Raw genomic sequence first — 20,831 nt, forward strand, 5'->3', positions numbered from 1 at the left:
TATCACTTTAAGTCAAAGATGTACGGTGTTTCAGCTTTACCACTCGACAAACTGCCCTCATCAGCCGTGATACTTTGCTGTGCTTCGCTGTCAGACGATGTGATGGTTGGAGCTTCAACTACGCCATTACCAAGCTGTTTGAGCTTTTGTTCAGTCTCAGAGGGATTGGCTTTTGTATCTGAAGGGTTTTGTTGCTGGACAGGGGCCTGTATAGGCACGGTATTTTCCATATCCTTTTTAGGCCCTTCAGGATTTTCATTATCTGGCTGTTTTGTGTCGTTAGACTCAGTTGAAGCTGGAGGCTTTACACCAGGGAGTGTAACTTCCCTGCTCTTGCGGTCCACTTCGGTGACAATGGGCTCTTGCATTGTGCCGGTTACTTTAAAGTTAATTTCAGAGATCACTCGAGCAGAATGGATAACTTTATCAATTGCCAATGCGGCAAGACCGGTCACAGGATTAACCATCCAGCCCACAATAACCGGTAGGCTTGAAGTAACTTGGGGCGCAATTGCCAAATCATAATTGATTTCGTGAGTTTTTAAATTGGCATAACCTGAAATACTAAGATCGGCAGGCACACCATCCATTTTAGTGTCTTGGGTATAAGCAATGCCGTTATCTAATTGCAAGCTGCCTTCCATTTGATTGTAGAAAAACCCTTTTGCAAATACATCTCGAAAGTCGAGCTTCAATTTGCGTACCAAAGAGTCGAGACTCAGCAATGAAAAAACACGCGCGCCTTGATCACTGATGTCAGTTAAATGCCCCTCTCCTAATCGCCATTTAATATCTCCGCCTAATGTTGCCCACTGAAAATCATACGGCGCTGCTTGCCAGTTTAAATCAAAATCAATATTTGCTTGGGAATCCTTAACAGTAGAGGTGATATCAAACTCTTCCATCAAGTCACCAAAATCAGCGCTACTTAAATTACCACTTAATTGTGAGCGACCACTTTTCCAGCTGCCATTAGCTGTCAAAGAATGTGCGCCCTTATCAATGTTAAGATTGCTGATCGTCAGTTGCTCACCGTTACCAAGCATGGACAAGGTCACTCTATCTAATTGATATTGGTTCACACGGCAATCATCACAGCCAAATTCTATTGCCGGAATATTGGCCAGCCAGCTATCATCTTGTGGTGAATTAGTTTGGCCTTCCTCTTCTTGAGTTGGTTGTTTTGAGTTGAGCCTTAGATAATCTGCCTGCACTCTTATCGGCGAAGTTTGCTGCGTGGGAAACTGTACTTGTGCCCTGAGCTCCTTGCCATTTAAGCGCATTGACAAACCTTGATCATTCGGACGCATCACCATTTCAACATCGTTAAACAGTACATCTCCGACAGATAGCTCACTGAGATTAGCTCGGATTTCATTGAGTGCAGGTAATAGACTTTCAGCATCCCTGTCTGAGTTTTCGCTTTTTTCTATTATCCTATCTAAAAATGCAAACCACTCATCTAGTTGTAACTGAGCATGGTCGATAGTTACGTTAAATCCCGACTGCTCTAAACCACGATTTTGCTCGCTCACAATCAAATGTGCTTTGCTAAACTGGCCACTTTGGTTATCTAAAATGCCATTGAAGTAGAGTAAATCATTTACGTTTGCGGTGATCAGATTGGAAATATCATCACCTCTCACTTCGCCAATTAGCTTCCCTTTGGTACCAGTCTCTTGGCTATACGGCGCGGGTAACATGACAGACACATCACTTAAATCGGAGCTAAAACTCGCTAAATAGTTAAAACCTTGCTCAGCAAAATTTAACGTTAGCTGGGTTTCCAACGCCGCTTCACCTGCAATGAAACCATCCATTAAACCATGCCCATAGGGGAGTAAATGCTCACTTGATGCCAGTAAGTTAGTCGACACACTCACTTCATAACTGTCTTGATCGCCACTGCCATTGACAGAAAAATCCATTGGCATATTAAGCCAAGTTGCTTTGGCATTAAGGAGTGCTATTTCATCATCATGGAAGGTCAATTCTCCAAAAACACTGTTTAATTGCATACCCGGCTTACTCAGGAATACACCAATACCATTGAGGTCAACAACACCTTTGGCGACAACGTCGAGATTATTAAGGTCTATGTCGAGTTCAATATTGCCAGATACTTGACCTGAGCCTTGTACGATTTCAAATACATTGACGAGTGGATCTGCGATTGGCGTGGCCGCAAAAAATGACAGTAAACTTGCAGCCTCTGTTTGCTGTTTTATGTTGACATAAAGATTGTCGGCTTGCTCAAGATCGGGAAGACTTACCACCACTTCACCGGCTATCGATTGATTTGCTAATTGCCCTGAGCCCGCCGTAATATCCATACGTTCATTATGAAAATGCAATTCTACGCCCGCATTTTTCACACTAGGCCAATCCGGAGCAAATAAAAATTCAGCCTCATCAATGAGCGCAAGCACTTCAAATTGCCCTTGTTTATCTCGAAACGGAAACGCAGCCAAAGGCCCTGAAAACAGCACTTGAGCATTAACATGCTTACCAGCAATGATGCCGCGTTCAAGGTATTCCACTAAATTGCTATGCATAAGATCCAATGGAAAATATCGCCCTGCAATAGACGCGTCTTTACCGTAGGCCTCTGCGTATAAATCCAGCTCAGGCTGCTCAAATAGCCGAGTATGAAACTCTAACGCTACCGCAAGTTGTGAATTACTCAGCCATAAATTATCGGAATCGACATGCCACTTAGCATTACTGTCCTGCCAAAAGTGGATGTCACCGTTGAGCTCATCGATGTCAATCGGCGCTACAAAACGCGGCCCGGTAACCAGCTGACGTTGATGCGCACTGACGCTCACGACACCACGCTGCGCGTGCCAATTAAGCTCTAGGTTAAGCCCCTCTAAGCCAGGGGCTGCTTCGGTTTCTTGCCAACCAACATCCAGTAAGGAACCCCAAATACTTAAACCTTCCTGAGCACCCCATTGCAACCTTGCTTTGCTCAAAGTGCCTTGAAAATCACTTTTACCAACTTCCTTTGCCCAGTTATAGTGGGTAAGAGCAAGTGCATGTGCAAACGGCTCTAAGTTAAGTTGTTGAAGCCAAAGGGCTCCTTGATCGACAGACCATGACCCTTGAAAATGCGCGGGTTGATATACTTGCTCAGCGCTACGAAATATAAATTCCGAACTTGAAAGTGACCAGCCTTGACCTGACGGCTTGAGATAGAATTGGCCACTATCTAGACCCAGTTTATTAGGCTTATTTTCGGACAACCAAGTGATGTAACTCGGTTCAAATTGGACCAAAATATCTTTTAATTTGCCCAACTCTAAACTGGCCCACAATTGCCCGTTTATACTTGCACTTAAGTCGCGATGGTTAGTATTGAAATGCTCACCGATTAAGTCTAAAACATTGAGTTCACTGGCTTGCAGATAAATATCACCCTCAATGCTTTGTAGAGTTTCCCCTTTGAGTTTGACTCGTGTATTTAAGCTTCCCAGTGAGAGGCTTGGGAATATTAAGCGACCTTCACCGTGATGTGCACTGACGCTGTTCTGCCACACCATATCTTGAATAAGCACACTATGGTGTGGTCTATTTTCTTTGAATAAGTTTACTTCACTGTTTTGTACTGCAAAGTGCCCCGTTTCCCCCAAAAACAATCCTTCGATCAATGCTTGCTGCTCAAAATCTCCAGAGTCTCCCTGCAAATCGAGCCTATCAAGGTGAATATTTGCTTTGAAGCCATCTAACACGAAATAGTTTGACACCAACTGCCATTGCCTAAGAGATTGCACGACATTGACCTGTAAACTGGTGTTGTCAATGTGCAGAGAAATCGGTGCGTTTTGATTGTCTTCAAAACTGACATTTTCGAGTAGTAAGGCAGGCCCTGTTCCTTGCCAGCTGGCGCTGATAGAGCCGATACTCAATTCAACATTAAGTTGCCTGTAAATCAAAGATTCAATGCTATTTTTGTAATCATTGGCATATGGCAGGCTTAATTTTAGCAACGAAACCAATACCGCGATCATAACCAAAGTGACAGCAAAGATTTGCCACACTTTTCTGATACAAAAAAAGCAGATTGTTTTGGGGTGCATATTGGCCTACATCATTACCACATCAAACTGCTCTTGGCTGTACAAGTTCTCAGTTTGGATACTCACTTGCTTTCCGATGAACAGCTCAAGCTCTGCCAAATTATGATACTCATCATTCACCAACGCCTCACTGACTGCCGCAGATGCATACACCATAAACTTGTCAGCATCATAGGCCCTATTTACCCGCACTATCTCACGTAATATCTCATAACATACTGTTTCTACTGTTTTGAGTGAACCTCTGCCTGAGCACGATGGGCAAACATCACATAAAATATGCTCTAAGCTTTCTCTAGTGCGTTTACGCGTCATTTCTACAAGACCGAGTGCAGATAAACCATTAATATTTGCCTTAGCACGATCTTTTGCCAGCGCAGCTTCTAATGAATGCAATACGCGCCGCTTGTGTTCATCGGAAATCATATCGATAAAGTCAATAATAATAATACCGCCAAGGTTCCTTAACCTAAGCTGACGAGCGATTGCGGATGTCGCTTCAACATTGGTATTAAAGATCGTTTCTTCGAGGTTTCTATGGCCTACAAACGCACCGGTATTCACGTCTACAGTTGTCATTGCCTCTGTTTGGTCAATGATCAAATACCCGCCAGATTTTAACTCCACTTTACGATGCAGCGCCTTTTGAATTTCGGCTTCTACATCAAACAAGTCAAAGATAGGGCGTTCACCAGGATAATACTCAAGTGTTTCTGAGAGTTGCGGAACAAACTCTTCTGTAAAAGACTTTAGCTGTTGATATGTGAGCTTTGAATCCACTCTAATACGCTCCATATCTTCACCGACATAGTCGCGTAAAGTACGAAATGCGAGTGTTAAATCTTCGTGCAGTATGCTCGCTTTGCTGGTTTTTCTGCGCTTACTGACTATTTTTTGCCAGAGTTTTTTTAAAAATTCAGCATCGTGTTTCAATTCAGCCTCAGCTGCACCTTCAGCTGCTGTACGAACAATAAACCCGCCATTTTCATCGTTATACTGAGCGACAATGCGTTTTAAGCGATCGCGCTCTTCTTCTGTTTCAATTCTTTGGCTGACTCCAACATGGGTGGCATCAGGCATAAATACCAGATAGCGAGACGGAATGGTTATATCTGTGGTCAAACGTGCCCCCTTGGTACCTATAGGGTCTTTGACTACCTGAACCATAATAAACTGGCCCTGCTTAACCAGCTCTCTAATATCTTGTACTTTTTTTACCGGCTGTTCATCAACAGCCTCTTCTATAGACGCACTGCTGACAATATCGGAAGCATGTAAAAATGCAGCTTTTTCCAAGCCAATATCTACAAAAGCAGCCTGCATACCAGGTAAGACTCGACTCACTTTGCCCAAATATATATTGCCAACAATGCCTAAATTGCCAACACGTTCTACCTGAACTTCCTGCAATACGCCATTTTCAATTAGTGCGACGCGACTTTCGCTTGGTGTCACATTGATCAATAATTCGCTACTCATCTCGTTCCGCCATAAAAGATTGAATTAGTTCGTCTGTTTCGTACAAAGGCAGTCCCACTACAGCAAAATAGCTACCACTCAATTGCGTCACAAACCGACCGCCTAAGCCCTGAATTCCATAACCGCCAGCTTTGTCTAGCGGTTCACCGCTTGACCAATACTGTTCTATTTCTGCCGTAGAAAGTACTTTAAATGTTACGTCAGTTATCACTGTTTTGCTTATTACTGCATGCTTATCGGCCACTGCTATTGCCGTCATCACTTGATGAGTTTTACCTGAAAGTATTGTCATCATTGACATAAAGTCAGCTTTGTTCTGTGGCTTACCCAAGGCTTTTCCATCGGCCACAACAACAGTATCACTGCCTAGTACGGGACGGTCTTCATCACCAATACCAACTCCACTTTGTGCCTTCAAACGCGCGAGGCGCTCAACCAAGGCATGTGGCTCCTCATTTGGGTGTGCACTCTCATCGGCATCAACAGAAAATTGCTCAAAGGTGTATCCCAGTTGGCTCAATAGCGCTTTTCGGCGTGGAGAAGCCGAAGCCAAATATAATTTTACTGCCATTAACGGATCCTAAAGTGTCTACGGTATTTTCTCAGCAATAGAAATATCCAAGGCCAACATAACATGCCAATCAATGCTGGCCATAAGTATGCAGGGTTAAAATAAATATCTAATAGGAAATGATTTAACCAAAACTGCAATAAGTGGTATAGCGCTAAAAACAAGCCAATTAACATGGCTTGTTGCCACAGTGAGAAATTTCTTAGTTTCTGGAAATTACTGACCGTAATATAAATACATACAGAATAGGTCAATGAATTTATACCCAATGGCGAACCTACGGCCAAATCCATGATCAGTCCTGTACACCAAGCCCAGCCTATATTCACTCTATGCGGTAGCGCGATAGACCAATACATCAATACCAGTAAGACCCAATCAGGCCTAAAAGGTTCTAATGAGAAAGGTAATGGCATTAATGCCATGATAAGTGCCAAAAAAACACTAAAGGTAATAAAAGAAAAACTACGGCTCATCACTGACCTCTGTGGAGTTCTCTCCCAAAATTACCAGCAACCTAATCCTATCGAGCTGAGCAATTGGTTCAGCATAAACTTTGGCAAAAGGCAGTCCCTCATCTCTATCGATTTCTGTAACGACGGCGACAGGATAACCTTCAGGAAAACGACTACCGAGCCCTGAAGTGACCAAAATATCGCCGATGCGAATATCCAAGCTATGGGAAACATGTGCCAATTGAACTAGGTTAATTTTACCTATCCCTTCAACCACCATGCTGACATCATTTCTCAGTATTCTTACCGGTGTCGCATGGGTTGTATCTGTCATGAGTAAAACACGGGATGTCGTTGTGCCTACATGTGTTAGTTGACCTACTAGTCCTAACTCATCGATAACTGCTTGTCCCTCCGACACTCCATCAATGGTGCCCTTATTAATGACTACTTGGTGGTTATATCGATTGGAACGCACAGAAAGCACTTGCGCAATTTGTCGGTTATGGGATTGACGCGCAGACGCACCTAGCAGTGCCCTTAGTTCATTATTTTCTTTGAGCAGAAACTGGTACTGTTGAAGTTGCTCGCTTTGCAATAATTGCTTGGCCCTGAGCACTTCATTTTCATCGAGCAATCTATCTCTGGTATGCAAGCTTTTTGCCCCAACGTTAAATAACTCATAGGGTATATTTGCTGCATACAAAACAGGGCTTACTAACGTATTTAGCGTGGTTCTGACAAACGTGCCGCCAGAGGTGTATCTATCGCCTATGATCAGGACAATACTAAGCACAACTGCGACAGTAAGTCGCAGTTGTAAAGATATGCTTCGGCCAAACAGTAAATTCATCAGTCGTAACTAAATACGTCGCCACCATGCATGTCTATCATCTCTAATGCTTTACCACCGCCTCGTGCTACACAAGTGAGAGGGTCATCAGCAACCACAACTGGGATACCTGTTTCTTCCATTAATAGACGATCAAGGTCTTTCAGTAAAGCCCCACCACCAGTTAACACCATACCATGAGCAGAAATATCTGAAGCCAGTTCTGGTGGCGATTGCTCCAAGGCAACCATAACAGCACTCACAATGCCCATCAAAGGCTCTTGCAACGCTTCCAAAATTTCATGGGAATTCAAGGTAAACGAGCGCGGTACACCTTCAGCAAGGTTACGACCACGTACCTCTATCTCAATTGGTGTTTCACTCTTAAATGCGGAGCCGATTTCATGCTTAATATGTTCAGCAGTAGCTTCACCGATCAGACTACCGAAGTTACGTCTTACATAATTAATAATGGCTTCATCAAATTTATCACCACCTATGCGCACTGAGGACGAGTAAACCACACCATTGAGCGAGATAATTGCAACCTCAGTAGTACCACCACCGATATCAACAACCATCGAACCTGTCGCCTCAGATACCGGTAGGCCAGCTCCAATCGCTGCTGCCATTGGCTCTTCAATCAAATATACTTCGCGGGCGCCTGCACCCATTGCAGATTCACGGATCGCACGTTTTTCAACTTGTGTTGCACCACACGGTACACAAATCAAAACGCGAGGACTTGGGCGCATAAAGTTGTTATTGTGAACCTGTTTTATAAAGTGTTGAAGCATCTTTTCAGTAACATAGAAATCGGCAATAACACCATCTTTCATAGGTCTGATGGCTTTAATATTCCCAGGTGTTCTGCCTAGCATTTGTTTTGCAGCAGTACCTACTGAAGCAACACTCTTTGGCCCGCCGGCTCTCTCCTGACGAATTGCCACCACCGAGGGCTCGTTTAGTACGATACCTTCTTCTTTTACATAAATCAGTGTATTAGCCGTGCCTAAATCAATAGACAGGTCATTTGAAAATAATCCACGTAGCTTTTTAAACATGAGGCTGGGTAACCTTAAAGAATTCTTTTAACCAAGCCAAAGCAACTGTGCGCTAAGGCTGAAATATTTAAGTCTACAAAATGCAAACTGCACTTTGACTGAACGTGCCCTTATTTCAGGGCACGTTTTAGTTATCTTTCTCGAACCAATCTAAAACCAATGTAGTTGGCTCTAAAATCAGGCGCTAGCGCTAGGCGAGTCGACACTCGAGCCAAGCTAGGTGCAAAATTCCATGCACCACCGCGTACCGTTACATCCTCTTGTGAAGCTCGCTTTTGCGTCCACTCCCACACGTTGCCAACGGTATCATATAAACCATAGTTATTTGGTGAAAATTCACCTACAGGAGCAGGACTTTTATTTGACCACTCACTACCACACCAACCGCAGTTAGCGAGCCCTCTACCAATCTCATTGCCCCACGGGTACTCTGAACCAGTGCCAGCTCTCGCTGCGTATTCCCACTCAACTTCATTGGGTAGACGATATTGGATCCCCTGTTCGGCTGACAACCAGTTGGCATAAGCCTTTGCATCTTCGTATGTCACGCAAACAACAGGAAAGTTATCTGCCTGCTCAAAACCTGGGTTGCTCCAATTGTATTCACTTTCCCAAATCGGCTCACCATTTTTGTAGTGAGCACATCCAGCGCCTTTTTCTGCTTCAGTTTGAAATCCTGAGCTGGTGACAAACTGTCGAAATTCAGCAACCGTCACTTCATTACTTTGCATTGCATACGAATGACTGAGCACTTTTTCAACAACAGGGCGCTCATTGGCTAGTCCATTTCCCGTCAAATCCCCCATTTGGAAGGACCCTGCTGGGATAATGACCTCTTTGTTTTTAATCAAGTTAGGAGTCACCGATTTTTGTACCGCTGCTTGGCGCTCAACTTGCTCTCTTTTGGGTGTCGGTGCAGCAATCGACTCAGGCTTTTTTATGAGCTTCGCGTTAATCGTTCGAGCACGTCGTACATCGACTCTTGCCGTATATGACTCATAACCGAGCTTGCGAATTTCAATATCGTATGAGCCAAGTGGTACACTCACAACTAACTTGGTCGAGCCGTAGCTTACGCCATCAATAAACACTTCATCATCATAGACATTTGAACGTAATGTCAGATCAACTTGTCTGTCTTGTGGTGATTGCTGAATAATTTGTGATTTGATTTCAGCCTTTGGCTGCAATGTAGTAACACTAGGAATACTTGTTTCAGGTTTATCTAACTCATCTTTGAATGTGAGCTGGCTATCACTAAATGTTGTTGGATAACTTGCTTGATATCCAACTGACAGCGGTGTGCCATACTCACTACAAAAACGATTATCAAGTGTCAACAAGCCACACAGGCGACTGTTGTTCACGTCACCACGCATTGTGACACTTAAATTAACGCTGTAATTACCTTGACCGCTAAACGCACTGCCTATTACATGGCTACTGACAACCTGCACTTGAGCACCTGCTAGGTGCCTTTTTGGTTCGACAATACGCTGCTCGGTTAAGTTGGCAAAGATTTGATCGATAAAGCGCTTGGTCGCTTTTTGCAATCCTAGCTGTTGGCCCCTCTGTTCACACGCTGCCAGTGTCTCGGTGCGCTTACAGTTAATGGTATGCTCAACTTCCAATGTCCCCTCTCGAGTAAACTCATTGCGAAGTCGCTCAACGCGCGCCGTGCTCAGCTGGTCTTTTAAGCTAGCAAGTGTGTTAACTAAGGTGTGTTTGCTAACGCGAATTTGCTCAATATCTTTACGGTGCGATGCTATGGCCGCTAACTGCATCGCAATATCTTCTTTGTTAGACTTATGATCAGCCACTGATTGCTGATATCTCGTCTGTGCAGAGGAAATATCGATAGAAGGATCGTCGATAAGGCGACGATACAAGTCATTCATGGCATCTAGTGCCTGATTTTTTTCTTTGTCCAACTCTGTCGAGTTATTCCTCAACAGTTCAAGCTGTGATTGTAAACGGGCTTCTTCAGCCACGTGTTTGTCTAATACCTGAGTATATCTATCTAACTCAGCTTGTTTCTCGGAGCGCTCTGACTCGATAGCTGTCACAGTCGCAGTATCTTGTGCCCAAACACTTACAGACAATAAGGCGGCAGAGACAAAAAGAGATAAAGGAGCAATTCGCATATATTCCATTCCCAACAGCGGCAGTTGTTTTGGTCTTTGTTATTTTTAATGTTTTAATGCTTAATGCTATGTACTTACGAAGTAAAACACAAGCCTTGCACAATTAATATCTGAGTTTACAACTAATAGTCACGTCCTTACCAGTGTTCTGAGCACATTTTCATGAAATAATAACCTCAAAGCGCCTATTTATAGATAATTCGAAAATCATATGCTGACCTCAAGCCACACAGAATCGCCTCTTCAGACCATTAATCACCCATTATTGGTAGAAAAGAAAATCGACTTAATTATAAAAAGAGACGACCTACTTCACCCTACAGTACAAGGTAATAAATGGCGAAAACTGAAATACAACCTCCTAGAGCTAAAACGTCAGCAATACCAATCGCTCCTTACATTTGGTGGCGCATTTTCCAATCATTTATACGCCACAGCAATGGCGAGCAAGGTATTTCAGATACCTGCCCATTTCATTGTCAGAGGTCCAAACCTAGACCCCAAAAATCCAACACTTCGCTTTGCAAAAGCCTGTGGCGTTAATTTGCTTCCAGTTACCCGTGTCGAGTATCGCCAGCGCCATGAAACAGACTATTTGGCACAACTTCAGCGTCAATTTCCAACCGCGTACATCATTCCCGAAGGCGGCAGTAACAAATTCGCCCTACAAGGTTGTAAAGAGCTAGCCCAATCTCTCCCTAGAAGCGACTACCTTTGCTGTGCTGTCGGCAGTGGTGGAACACTCGCGGGGCTACTAAACGGTATTGATGATGCAACACACGTGCTGGGACTTGCGGTACTAAAAGGCGCTCACTATCTCAATGAAGAGGTCACTAAATTGAACCCCAGTGCTGCAACAAAACCAAACTGGCAGATACTTTCGCAGTTTCACGATGGAGGTTATGGCAAATTTTCAGCTGCTTTGTGGCAGTTTTGTCAGCACATGAAACGCCAATACCATCTCCCTCTAGAACCTATTTATAGTGGAAAAATGCTCTTTGGCCTTTGGCAACTCATTCAACAAGATTACTTCCCTCGCGGCAGCACCATCGTCGCCATACATACAGGTGGTTTGCAAGGGCTTGATGGTTTGCGTTATCGACAACTAATTTAAACTGTTTTCCAACTCTAACAGCGGAGCACTGAAGAAATAGCCTTGTGCTCCATCTACACCCAATCGCTTGATACAATTAAACTCATCCTGTGTTTCAACCCCCACTGCATAGACTGGGATCTGCAACTTTTTCGCTTGATTCACGATTTGTTTGACGACCGCCCTGCGTTTGGCACAACTGTTAATGTCATGAATTAATTCAAAGGCAAGTTTGATCCCCACCACATTATGCAATGTATGGAGCTGCACTATGTCTAGCGGTTTAATAACATGATCCAATACCACATTCGTTCCTAATGACGCCAGCGAGCTAAAAAACTGCTCAAAATAAGCCTTATGTTGGTAAAAATCATTAATCATTAATTCCAAGGTCACTTCGCTCGCTCGACCCGATTCTTTCAGCGTCACAATCAGCCAGTTTAAAAAATCACTATTGGACCAATTCACTACGTGTAAATTTACACTCACAGAAAACCCTCTAGGCTCTTTTGCCAGCACTTTTAACGCCTGTACAACGATGGCTTTATCAAGTTCAATTAAGTGTTCATTAAGATGTATTTTATGGATAAATTGACCAGCGGTGATCAGCCCCAAGGTTTTATGTCTTACACGCAACAGCGCTTCACTTTGGATCACATCCTGTGATTTAAAATCAAACAAGGGCTGGCAAAATAACACAAACCGACCTGCTCTAATGTCTTCCATGATGTTGATTTCAGCATCCAATAGGCTTTCGGCTAAGGTGTGATTGAGCGGTAACATATGAATATGCTGCCAAACGTGATTTTGCGCGACACTGAGGGACGACCTCGCAATTTGATATACTTGTGTTTGGTCTGCTCCTTCGCTGTAAAAGCATGCTCCACATTTTACCGCGCTGCGTGATAAATCCCCCCTGAAAGCTAGCAAAGCCTGATACACCACTTCATGCAATCGTTTAACAGTTTGCTCTACTTCATCTTTATTTAATACGCTGAGTGTGACGGTGAGTGTACCTGACGATAGATACTTGGCCGAACAGTACTTATATTTGTTAAAACACTTGGCCAATGTCACGCTAAAATGGCTTTGTGGCTCGATATGTTTGGGTAATTCACAACGCCACTTAAACATCGCAAACATGGTTACTTGCTGCTCTGTAGCAACATGCATTACATCTGGGCTGGCACTCATCGTTTTTTCGCCAATCAGTTTGCGCCTACGATCAGGGGACTTAGCCCGCTTCGACATAGCAATCCAGCCCAATACACCTGCGCTCACTAATACTGCATTGAGCCACAAACAGCACGTAACAGCCCAATTGATCATATTACTTGGATAGAGGCTCATTGAATGCTCACCAACTTTAAAATGATAAGGACTTGAAAGCCAAGCTATTAACACATCATTGCTGGGGAAAATACTAAACCCAAATTGCTGGACCAGCACACTTAACTCTTGAGCTGGAACGGGTACAATGTAGTACGCCAATTGAACATTTAGACGATTTGCTTCTTCTGCTATCCAAGTGCCGGTAAACTGGACTATCGCCAAGTTTAATACTATGAATAACACACACCACGCCCCCAAAAACACGTACTCACGTTTAACTGAGTGTTCTGTAAGCGCAAAGTGAAACATGATAAAGCTGCCATTAATGATTCTGATTAAAGTTTTGTTCAATCTAATACAAAACTCAAGGAGACCTGATTAAGAATCCTAAAAGCTGCTGATCTTGCGTGTATTATTTTTAGTGGGTTTGAACCTCATTACGTCTTAAGAGCCAAAAACAAAAAAGCCTCGTATCAAACGAGGCTTTTTCTGTTGTATCAACAGTCGATCTCAGATAACGCTTAGAACGGAATATCGTCGTCAAAGTCGATTGGTGGCTCCATTGGATTAGAAGCACTGCCTTGCTGCTGAGGTGCAAAACCGCCCTGTGGCTGACTGCCTTGAGCTGGTGCACTTTGAGACTGGCCACCAAAGTTGTTGTTTTGTGGTTGAGGTGCATTTTGTTGAGGTGCTTGTTGCTGAGGAGCAAAGCCACCTTGCTGAGCCGCAGGCTGCTGACCATATTGCTGTTGGTTGTTTTGCTGAGGTGCAAAACCGCCTTGCTGCTGACCATAACCACCTTGGTTACCACCAGACTGATATTGACCACCCTGCTCGTTGCGACCGCCTAACATTTGCATTTGGCCGCCCATATCAACGACAATCTCCGTGGTGTATTTATCTTGACCACTTTGATCAGTCCACTTACGCGTTTGCAAACGGCCTTCAATATAAACCTGAGAACCCTTGCGTAAGTATTCACCAGCCACTTCAGCTAATTTGCCAAACAACACCACTCGGTGCCATTCAGTACGCTCTTGCATCTGGCCTGTATTTTTGTCTTTCCAACTATCAGTGGTAGCAATACTAATATTCGCCACACCATTACCGTTGGGCATATATCGTACTTCAGGATCTTGGCCTAAGTTACCCACCAAGATTACTTTATTCACACCGCGTGCCATGGCACCCTCTCCTCACACAATTACAAGCATTGCTTAGTTATATTCTACAACACGATTGTATAACGATTGCGCTTCGAATTCGACTTCTCATCGCAACCAAGTACCCGTTACGCAGGATATAAAATTTGCTTAGCTTGGTTTAAATCAAATTTACTTTCGTCCACTTTTAGATAAGCGCGATTTTCTTCACTGACAACAGTCGCCTCTAACACGCCCGGTAATGTAACCAGTTTATCAGCAAGTGTTTGTGCATGCTGAGGTTTATCGAGTTCCGTTACAAAGCTCAGCGCCTTACTACGTGGAGGGACTTGCATGCGCCATGCAATAACCAGCCATATTACCCCAATTCCTGCCGCAGCGGCAAATACAGATTGCGTTTCGTAGTTTTGCGCGAGATACCCTCCCAGCACACCACCTAGAAAAGCCCCCAAGAATTGGCCGGAAGAAAACACGCCCATCGCTGAACCTTTTTGTGTAGCAGGCGATATTCTAGATACCAATGCTGGCATTGTGGCTTCTAGGAAGTTAAATGCGATGAAGTATAAAGTCATAGCCAGTGCAATGCCCCACAGTGAATGTGATAGCCAAATCAGCAGAAAAGTGCTTATGCTTAACATCGCAATTGCGCCCAAAAAGACCTGCTTTTCTTTTTGTTTTTTGATCGCAACAATCATCATTGGCGCCATCAACACAAAAGCTAAAATGAGTACTGGGATATATATTTGCCAATGAGACTGTGCGTCCAGACCATCGTCGATTAACTTGGCTGGTAACACCACAAACAGGGTTGTTAGCGTTAAATGTAGCATTAACACCCCAAGGTCAAGACGCAGCAGTTGTGGGTGTTTAATAAGGTTCTTGATATCTGACAAGGATGCCACCGTATCGCCTTTAGGTGCTTTGTGCACTGCATTTGGAACCACAAATAACACAATCAAGATGCCCACTAAAGCCAAAATTGCAGTTAACCAAAATACCCCCGCAATACCAAAAGCAGCTGCGACCATGGGGCCCACTAACATCGCCACCGCAAAGCTTAGCCCGATACACATACCTATTACGGCCATCACTTTTGGTCGCTGCTCATCACGGCTTAAATCAGACGCCAAGGCAAGTAGCGCACTGGCAATCGCCCCCATACCTTGAAGAGCCCTGCCGGCGGTTACCCAGTAAATAGACTCAGCCGTTGCCGCTATCACAGAGCCGATAGCAAAAACAACTAACCCACCAATAATAATGGGTTTACGCCCGTACTTATCCGATAGCCACCCCATTGGTATTTGCAATAGCGCTTGGGTCAAACCATACGCCCCAATGGCCAAACCAATCCAAAGCGGTGACACATCTTCGAAAGAATCACTATAAATCGCCAACACAGGCATGAGCATGAATAACCCGAGCATGCGAAATGCGAAGACACCCGCTAACGAAAATGCGGCGCGTTTTTCAATTTGGTTCAAAGATTGATTGGACATAAAGCAATGTAAAGTCAAACAGTAAAAAATCGCGAGCTAGTTTAGCAAAAACTCAGTCTAACTGATATTTTTTTAATATCTCACTTAAACGCCCAGATTTATTTAATGAACTAAAGGCTTCAGTCAACTGCTTTAATTGCTTCTCAGACACACTTTTTTTGCTAAATGCATAATAGACAGGAGACTGATTGATTATTAAAGGCGCGATCTTGATGGTCATAAAATCAGGGTGATTGGTTGACTGAAAAATGATGTTAAATTTTTCTTCCAAAAATCCGGCTATGCGCCCATGTTTTAGTAAACTTAGCTTAGTTTGATTATCGGGAACAAAAATAAATTGAGTACCTTTGTTTAATTGTTTTTCATACCGCTGTGTGAATCTAGGGCCATAAAATGCCCCCTGTTGAATAGCTACTGGCACAGGTAGAGAAAATAAGTCTTCCATTGTTTCCACATCAAATAACCGCTCTGCATTCATAGCAAATACAATAGTTTCCATCCGTTGTGGGCCAACAAAGTGGGCAAACTTGGTACGTTCTTCAGTTTGCGTAACACTCAGCACCAAATCAATATTACCTGCTTCGAGCATTTTCAAAGATCGGCCCCAAGGAATACTGACAAATTTATAACTACACCCAGCTTCATCAAGTAATGCCTTAGCAAAGTCTACATCCATGCCATGCCAGCCTTTTTCTTCATCCAAGCGCGATTGTGCGGCGTAATTTTCAAATCGCACCGTCATCTCACACGCCCACACTGGCGACAGAAAAAAAAGACTCAAAAGCAAAAAGCGCACACACACAACTCTGTTGCCAATACTCAAAAACAAGTTTAGTTGTTTATTTTTACAAAAGCTTAATTTTGTCTTTGCGATGCGATACCATGCAGGGCTTAATCCAGCTAGTTTTGCAATCTACCTCATTTGAGTGAGCCATCACAGCGCTTAGCACGTAGCAAAGGTAGAATAACCACAGCTTTTATGTATACTGTATGAGTATACAGCTACCCATAATTTAGTTTGCATACCCATTGAATGATCACTTAGCTTCAAATAGTGTCATGTAAGGTATACATATCTCAGCGCAGCGGTGAAATATTAAAAATAAGCGAATGTGATATACACTCCAAGAATTGGTTGCAAGCACATGAGATTCACAAAAGGCCACTATGGATAAAATAGAAGTAAGAGGTGCGCGAACGCATAACCTCAAAGACATCTCTTTGACCATCCCAAGAGACAAATTAATCGTCATTACAGGACTATCTGGTTCAGGGAAGTCATCGCTCGCTTTCGATACGCTATACGCTGAAGGCCAAAGACGCTATGTAGAATCTCTTTCCGCTTATGCCAGACAGTTTTTATCTCTGATGGAGAAGCCTGACGTTGACCACATTGAGGGGCTATCCCCTGCAATTTCTATCGAGCAAAAGTCAACTTCGCATAACCCGCGCTCAACAGTTGGTACCATCACTGAAATCTATGATTATTTGCGACTGTTATTCGCCCGTGTTGGAGAACCCCGCTGCCCGACCCACGATCTCCCTCTGAAAGCGCAAACTATCAGCCAAATGGTTGATACAGCTCTGGCTCAACCTGAAGGCAGTAAACTCATGTTACTCGCCCCGGTAGTTAAAAACCGTAAAGGTGAACATGTTAAGTTATTAGAGCAGTTGGCAAGCCAAGGTTTCATACGAGCACGGATCGATGGTGAAGTATGTGACCTGTCAGATCCTCCGACATTAGAACTGCATAAAAAGCACACGATAGAAGTTGTGGTCGACCGATTTAAAGTCAAAGATGGCCTGCAACAACGTTTAGCTGAATCCTTTGAAACTGCGCTGGATTTAGCAGATGGTATTGCACAAATTGCCAGTATGGATGACCCAGATGCTGAAGACATTATTTTTTCAGCCAATTTTGCCTGCCCAACCTGCGGCTACGCAATGGCGGAGTTGGAGCCTCGGCTGTTTTCGTTTAACAATCCAGCCGGTGCTTGTCAAAGCTGTGATGGTCTAGGTGTAAGGCAGTATTTCGATCCAAATCGAGTTGTACAGAATCCTGAGTTAAGTCTTGCTGGCGGTGCAATTAAAGGGTGGGACAAGCGTAGTTTCTATTACTTTCAGATGCTCAGCTCTGTTGCAGAGCACTACGACTTTGATTTAGAGCTTCCCTTTGGCGAGCTGCCCGAAGCGGCGCAAAAGGTTGTCTTAGAAGGCTCTGGCAACACCAAAATTGCCTTTAATTATCGCAATGATAGAGGTGATCTGATCACCCGAAATCACGAGTTTGAAGGCGTGTTAAATAATATGAACCGCCGCTATCATGAAACCGAATCCACTTCAGTTCGTGAAGAGCTCGCAAAATACCAAACCAGTCAAGCATGCCCAAGCTGTAATGGTTCACGCCTCAGAGAAGAAGCGAGACACGTCTTTATTGGCGATACTAATCTACCAGTCGTCACAACGATGAGTATTGGTGAAGCATGTCAGTTTTTTGAGTCGTTGACGCTCACGGGCCAAAAAGCACAAATCGCTGAAAAAGTATTAAAAGAAATCCGCGATAGACTGTCATTTTTAATCAATGTTGGACTCAACTACTTATCTCTCGAGCGCAGTGCTGACACTTTATCGGGTGGTGAAGCTCAACGGATCAGGCTGGCAAGCCAAATAGGAGCCGGGCTGGTAGGCGTTATGTATGTACTCGATGAACCCTCAATTGGCCTACACCAAAGGGATAACGATCGACTTCTTAGCACACTGACACATTTACGTGATCTCGGAAATACCGTTATTGTCGTCGAACATGATGAAGACGCAATACGCGCCGCGGATCACATTATTGATATAGGCCCTGGTGCAGGCGTTCATGGTGGCCATGTGGTAGCAGAGGGGAGTCGAGAAGACATTATTGCAAACCCAGACTCTCTAACAGGGCAGTATTTAGCAGGTAGTAAAGAAATCGCAGTACCAAAAGAGCGACACCAGTCAAATGATAAATGGTTAGAGCTGTTTGGAGCAACTGGTAACAACTTAAAAAATGTCGACTTAAGGATCCCATTTGGCTTGATGACGTGCATCACAGGTGTATCAGGTTCAGGTAAATCGACCCTGGTCAATGACACTTTATATAAACTGGCGCACCGTGCTTTAAATGGTGCTACAGTGTCAGAGCCTGCACCACATAAGGACATTAAAGGTCTGGATCACTTTGACAAAGTCATCGACATTGATCAAAGCCCAATAGGCAGAACTCCGCGTTCCAACCCCGCAACTTACACAGGTATCTTTACTGCGATCCGAGAACTATTTGCAGGTACTCAAGAGGCCCGCTCTCGTGGTTATAAAGTGGGTCGATTTAGTTTTAATGTCAAAGGTGGTCGCTGTGAGGCTTGTCAGGGTGACGGGGTACTCAAGGTAGAGATGCACTTTTTACCAGACGTCTATGTTCCCTGCGATGTATGTACAGGTAAACGTTATAATAGAGAAACTCTAGAGGTGTTATACAAAGGTAAGAATATCCATGAAGTTTTGGAGATGACCGTTGAAGATGCCAGAGAATTTTTCGATAAAATTCCCGCTATCAACCGCAAGCTACAAACTCTTATGGACGTTGGTTTATCATATATCCGTCTCGGTCAAGCAGCTACAACACTCTCTGGCGGTGAGGCACAACGAGTTAAGTTAGCTCGTGAGTTATCCAAGCGGGATACAGGTAAAACACTCTACATTTTGGATGAACCAACCACAGGCCTGCATTTTCACGATATTCAACAGCTACTAGTAGTACTGCATCGGCTTCGAGATCATGGCAACACGGTTGTGGTTATCGAGCACAACTTGGATGTCATTAAAACCGCAGACTGGATTGTCGACCTTGGCCCAGAAGGAGGCTCAGGCGGAGGTCAAATTTTGGTGTCAGGCACACCTGAAGAAGTGGCACAGCACCCGCAATCCCATACTGGTCGTTATCTTAAGCCTATGTTATAAATACTGAGGTGCAGCGGCGTATACTCGCCGCTGCAACTTGGTTTTAACAGTAGGGATGATAATAACAATGAACCACCCCGCTTGGATCGCAATGAAGCAAGCTGCGACAAAAATAAGCGCACCATTCGAACGCTTTTGGCATTCACTTAACACACCACAACGACTTTACTTTTCAGCTTTTTTTATTAGCATCTACGCAATAGTATTTGCAAATCAGGATAATACCGGCTGGGTGAATTTGGTTGCAGTACTTGTTCTGTGTGCCATGACCTATGAATTTTGGCCAAAATTTTTGGTGTTTTGGGAGAGTTTACCTGGTAAGGCAATTATTTTACTCTTTTATGCCTTTATCGCTAACTATGCATTGGTACAAGCCGCTGGCATGATCAATGACATTACAGGTGTCAGTTCAGATCCTTTGCCATATAGCCATAATCTCAGTGTCCTTCTCTCGCTGCCAACATGGTTTTTTCTTACCACCATTGTATTGTTGCTGCTCTTACAAATCATTCAGCCGTTATACTTATTAATGCTGATATTACTTAGGCCATTTGGCTTACACCGTATTTGGCAACCCATAGATTACAAATTCCCAGTGACCACTGGGCTGTTACGTTTTATCTTTAGCTTATTTATTCTGGTACAAGTAGCCAATCTGTTATCGCACACAGGCTTGTCTGGTGGCGTGAATCAGTTTTTCAAAGGGTGGTTTGAGATTATCGCCAATCAACCTATCAATGTGACAACTGCAAATAATGAAGGACCGCAAACTAGCACAGTGAATGTATTAAAACTTGAGCCCGCAGATCAACAAAAAGTATCGGCAGAGCAAGACCCTGACTTTGAAGATTTTAAAATGAGAATTTCTACAGTCAGTGAAAATTCGGTTAAGTACGAAACCCACTTAAAACGTATATTGGCACATTTTATCTATGAGTATGAAGCTGACTCACGCTCACGTTGTGAACATGCATCAGGAACACGAGTAATTGAATTGAATGATTACGAGATTTTACAAATCACCAAACTCGATGACTCCAATACTTTATCAAGCTACAAATACGATGTCCTCCCCTGCATCTCCGCAGCGCTAGGACATCAATTTAAGACTCGGGTAATGACCAAATAACCAATAC

Annotated in this window: 14 protein-coding genes; 3 read left to right on the plus strand and 11 right to left on the minus strand. The window is 43.7% G+C overall.

Annotated elements, in window-relative coordinates:
* Positions 1–2: 2 nt before the first annotated feature.
* From MHN81_RS05045 to MHN81_RS05075, 7 genes are all read right to left on the minus strand, one after another.
* Positions 3–4,079 carry a YhdP family protein gene (locus tag MHN81_RS05045; RefSeq protein WP_239425167.1) on the minus strand — a complete coding sequence of 1,359 codons (4,077 nt, stop codon included), beginning with the start codon at positions 4,077–4,079 and terminating at the stop codon, positions 3–5.
* Between the two features lie 6 nt (positions 4,080–4,085).
* Positions 4,086–5,558, minus strand: a complete 1,473-nt coding sequence (gene rng / locus MHN81_RS05050) for a ribonuclease G (RefSeq protein WP_023397254.1) — start codon at positions 5,556–5,558, stop codon at positions 4,086–4,088.
* Positions 5,551–6,129: a Maf family protein gene (locus MHN81_RS05055; protein WP_239425168.1), complete on the minus strand. Its 579-nt coding sequence runs from the start codon at positions 6,127–6,129 to the stop codon at positions 5,551–5,553. The genes rng and MHN81_RS05055 overlap by 8 nt, the downstream gene beginning before the upstream one ends.
* On the minus strand, positions 6,129–6,605 hold the full coding sequence (gene mreD, locus MHN81_RS05060; protein ID WP_023397256.1) for a rod shape-determining protein MreD: 477 nt from the start codon (positions 6,603–6,605) through the stop codon (positions 6,129–6,131). The genes MHN81_RS05055 and mreD overlap by 1 nt, the downstream gene beginning before the upstream one ends.
* Complete coding sequence (gene mreC, locus MHN81_RS05065) at positions 6,595–7,437, minus strand: rod shape-determining protein MreC (RefSeq protein ID WP_239425169.1); 843 nt, start codon at positions 7,435–7,437, stop codon at positions 6,595–6,597. The genes mreD and mreC overlap by 11 nt, the downstream gene beginning before the upstream one ends.
* Positions 7,437–8,480 carry a rod shape-determining protein gene (locus MHN81_RS05070; protein WP_010376642.1) on the minus strand — a complete coding sequence of 348 codons (1,044 nt, stop codon included), beginning with the start codon at positions 8,478–8,480 and terminating at the stop codon, positions 7,437–7,439. The genes mreC and MHN81_RS05070 overlap by 1 nt, the downstream gene beginning before the upstream one ends.
* A 131-nt stretch (positions 8,481–8,611) precedes the next feature.
* Positions 8,612–10,624, minus strand: coding sequence for a formylglycine-generating enzyme family protein (locus MHN81_RS05075; protein ID WP_023397258.1), 2,013 nt, complete (start codon positions 10,622–10,624; stop codon positions 8,612–8,614).
* Positions 10,625–10,835: 211 nt separating this feature from the next.
* Here MHN81_RS05075 and MHN81_RS05080 point away from each other — a divergent pair, with 211 nt between their 5' ends.
* Complete coding sequence (locus tag MHN81_RS05080) at positions 10,836–11,738, plus strand: pyridoxal-phosphate dependent enzyme (protein WP_023397259.1); 903 nt, start codon at positions 10,836–10,838, stop codon at positions 11,736–11,738.
* On the opposite strand, the gene MHN81_RS28220 is transcribed toward MHN81_RS05080, so the two are convergent.
* The 4 genes from MHN81_RS28220 to MHN81_RS05100 all read right to left on the minus strand — a co-directional run bounded on the left by MHN81_RS28220 (position 11,730) and on the right by MHN81_RS05100 (position 16,450).
* The gene (locus MHN81_RS28220) at positions 11,730–13,292 is read right to left on the minus strand and encodes an EAL domain-containing protein (RefSeq protein WP_239425170.1); all 1,563 of its coding nucleotides are present in this window, start codon (positions 13,290–13,292) and stop codon (positions 11,730–11,732) included. The two genes, MHN81_RS05080 and MHN81_RS28220, sit on opposite strands and share 9 nt — an antisense overlap.
* A gap of 278 nt (positions 13,293–13,570) precedes the next feature.
* Complete coding sequence (ssb, locus tag MHN81_RS05090) at positions 13,571–14,233, minus strand: single-stranded DNA-binding protein (protein WP_239425171.1); 663 nt, start codon at positions 14,231–14,233, stop codon at positions 13,571–13,573.
* A 107-nt stretch (positions 14,234–14,340) separates the two neighbouring features.
* On the minus strand, positions 14,341–15,708 hold the full coding sequence (locus MHN81_RS05095; protein ID WP_023397262.1) for an MFS transporter: 1,368 nt from the start codon (positions 15,706–15,708) through the stop codon (positions 14,341–14,343).
* Positions 15,709–15,760: 52 nt separating this feature from the next.
* Positions 15,761–16,450: a transporter substrate-binding domain-containing protein gene (locus MHN81_RS05100; protein ID WP_052027324.1), complete on the minus strand. Its 690-nt coding sequence runs from the start codon at positions 16,448–16,450 to the stop codon at positions 15,761–15,763.
* A 425-nt stretch (positions 16,451–16,875) separates the two neighbouring features.
* Between MHN81_RS05100 and uvrA the strand changes: the two genes are divergently transcribed.
* Positions 16,876–19,695, plus strand: coding sequence for an excinuclease ABC subunit UvrA (gene uvrA / locus MHN81_RS05105; RefSeq protein ID WP_023397264.1), 2,820 nt, complete (start codon positions 16,876–16,878; stop codon positions 19,693–19,695).
* 67 nt (positions 19,696–19,762) lie between these two features.
* Positions 19,763–20,824 carry a hypothetical protein gene (locus MHN81_RS05110; protein WP_239425172.1) on the plus strand — a complete coding sequence of 354 codons (1,062 nt, stop codon included), beginning with the start codon at positions 19,763–19,765 and terminating at the stop codon, positions 20,822–20,824.
* The last annotated feature ends 7 nt before the right edge of the window (positions 20,825–20,831 follow it).

This window comes from Pseudoalteromonas sp. Of7M-16 (assembly GCF_022347805.1).
In the GTDB taxonomy this organism is placed as follows: Bacteria; Pseudomonadota; Gammaproteobacteria; order Enterobacterales; family Alteromonadaceae; genus Pseudoalteromonas; species Pseudoalteromonas luteoviolacea_F.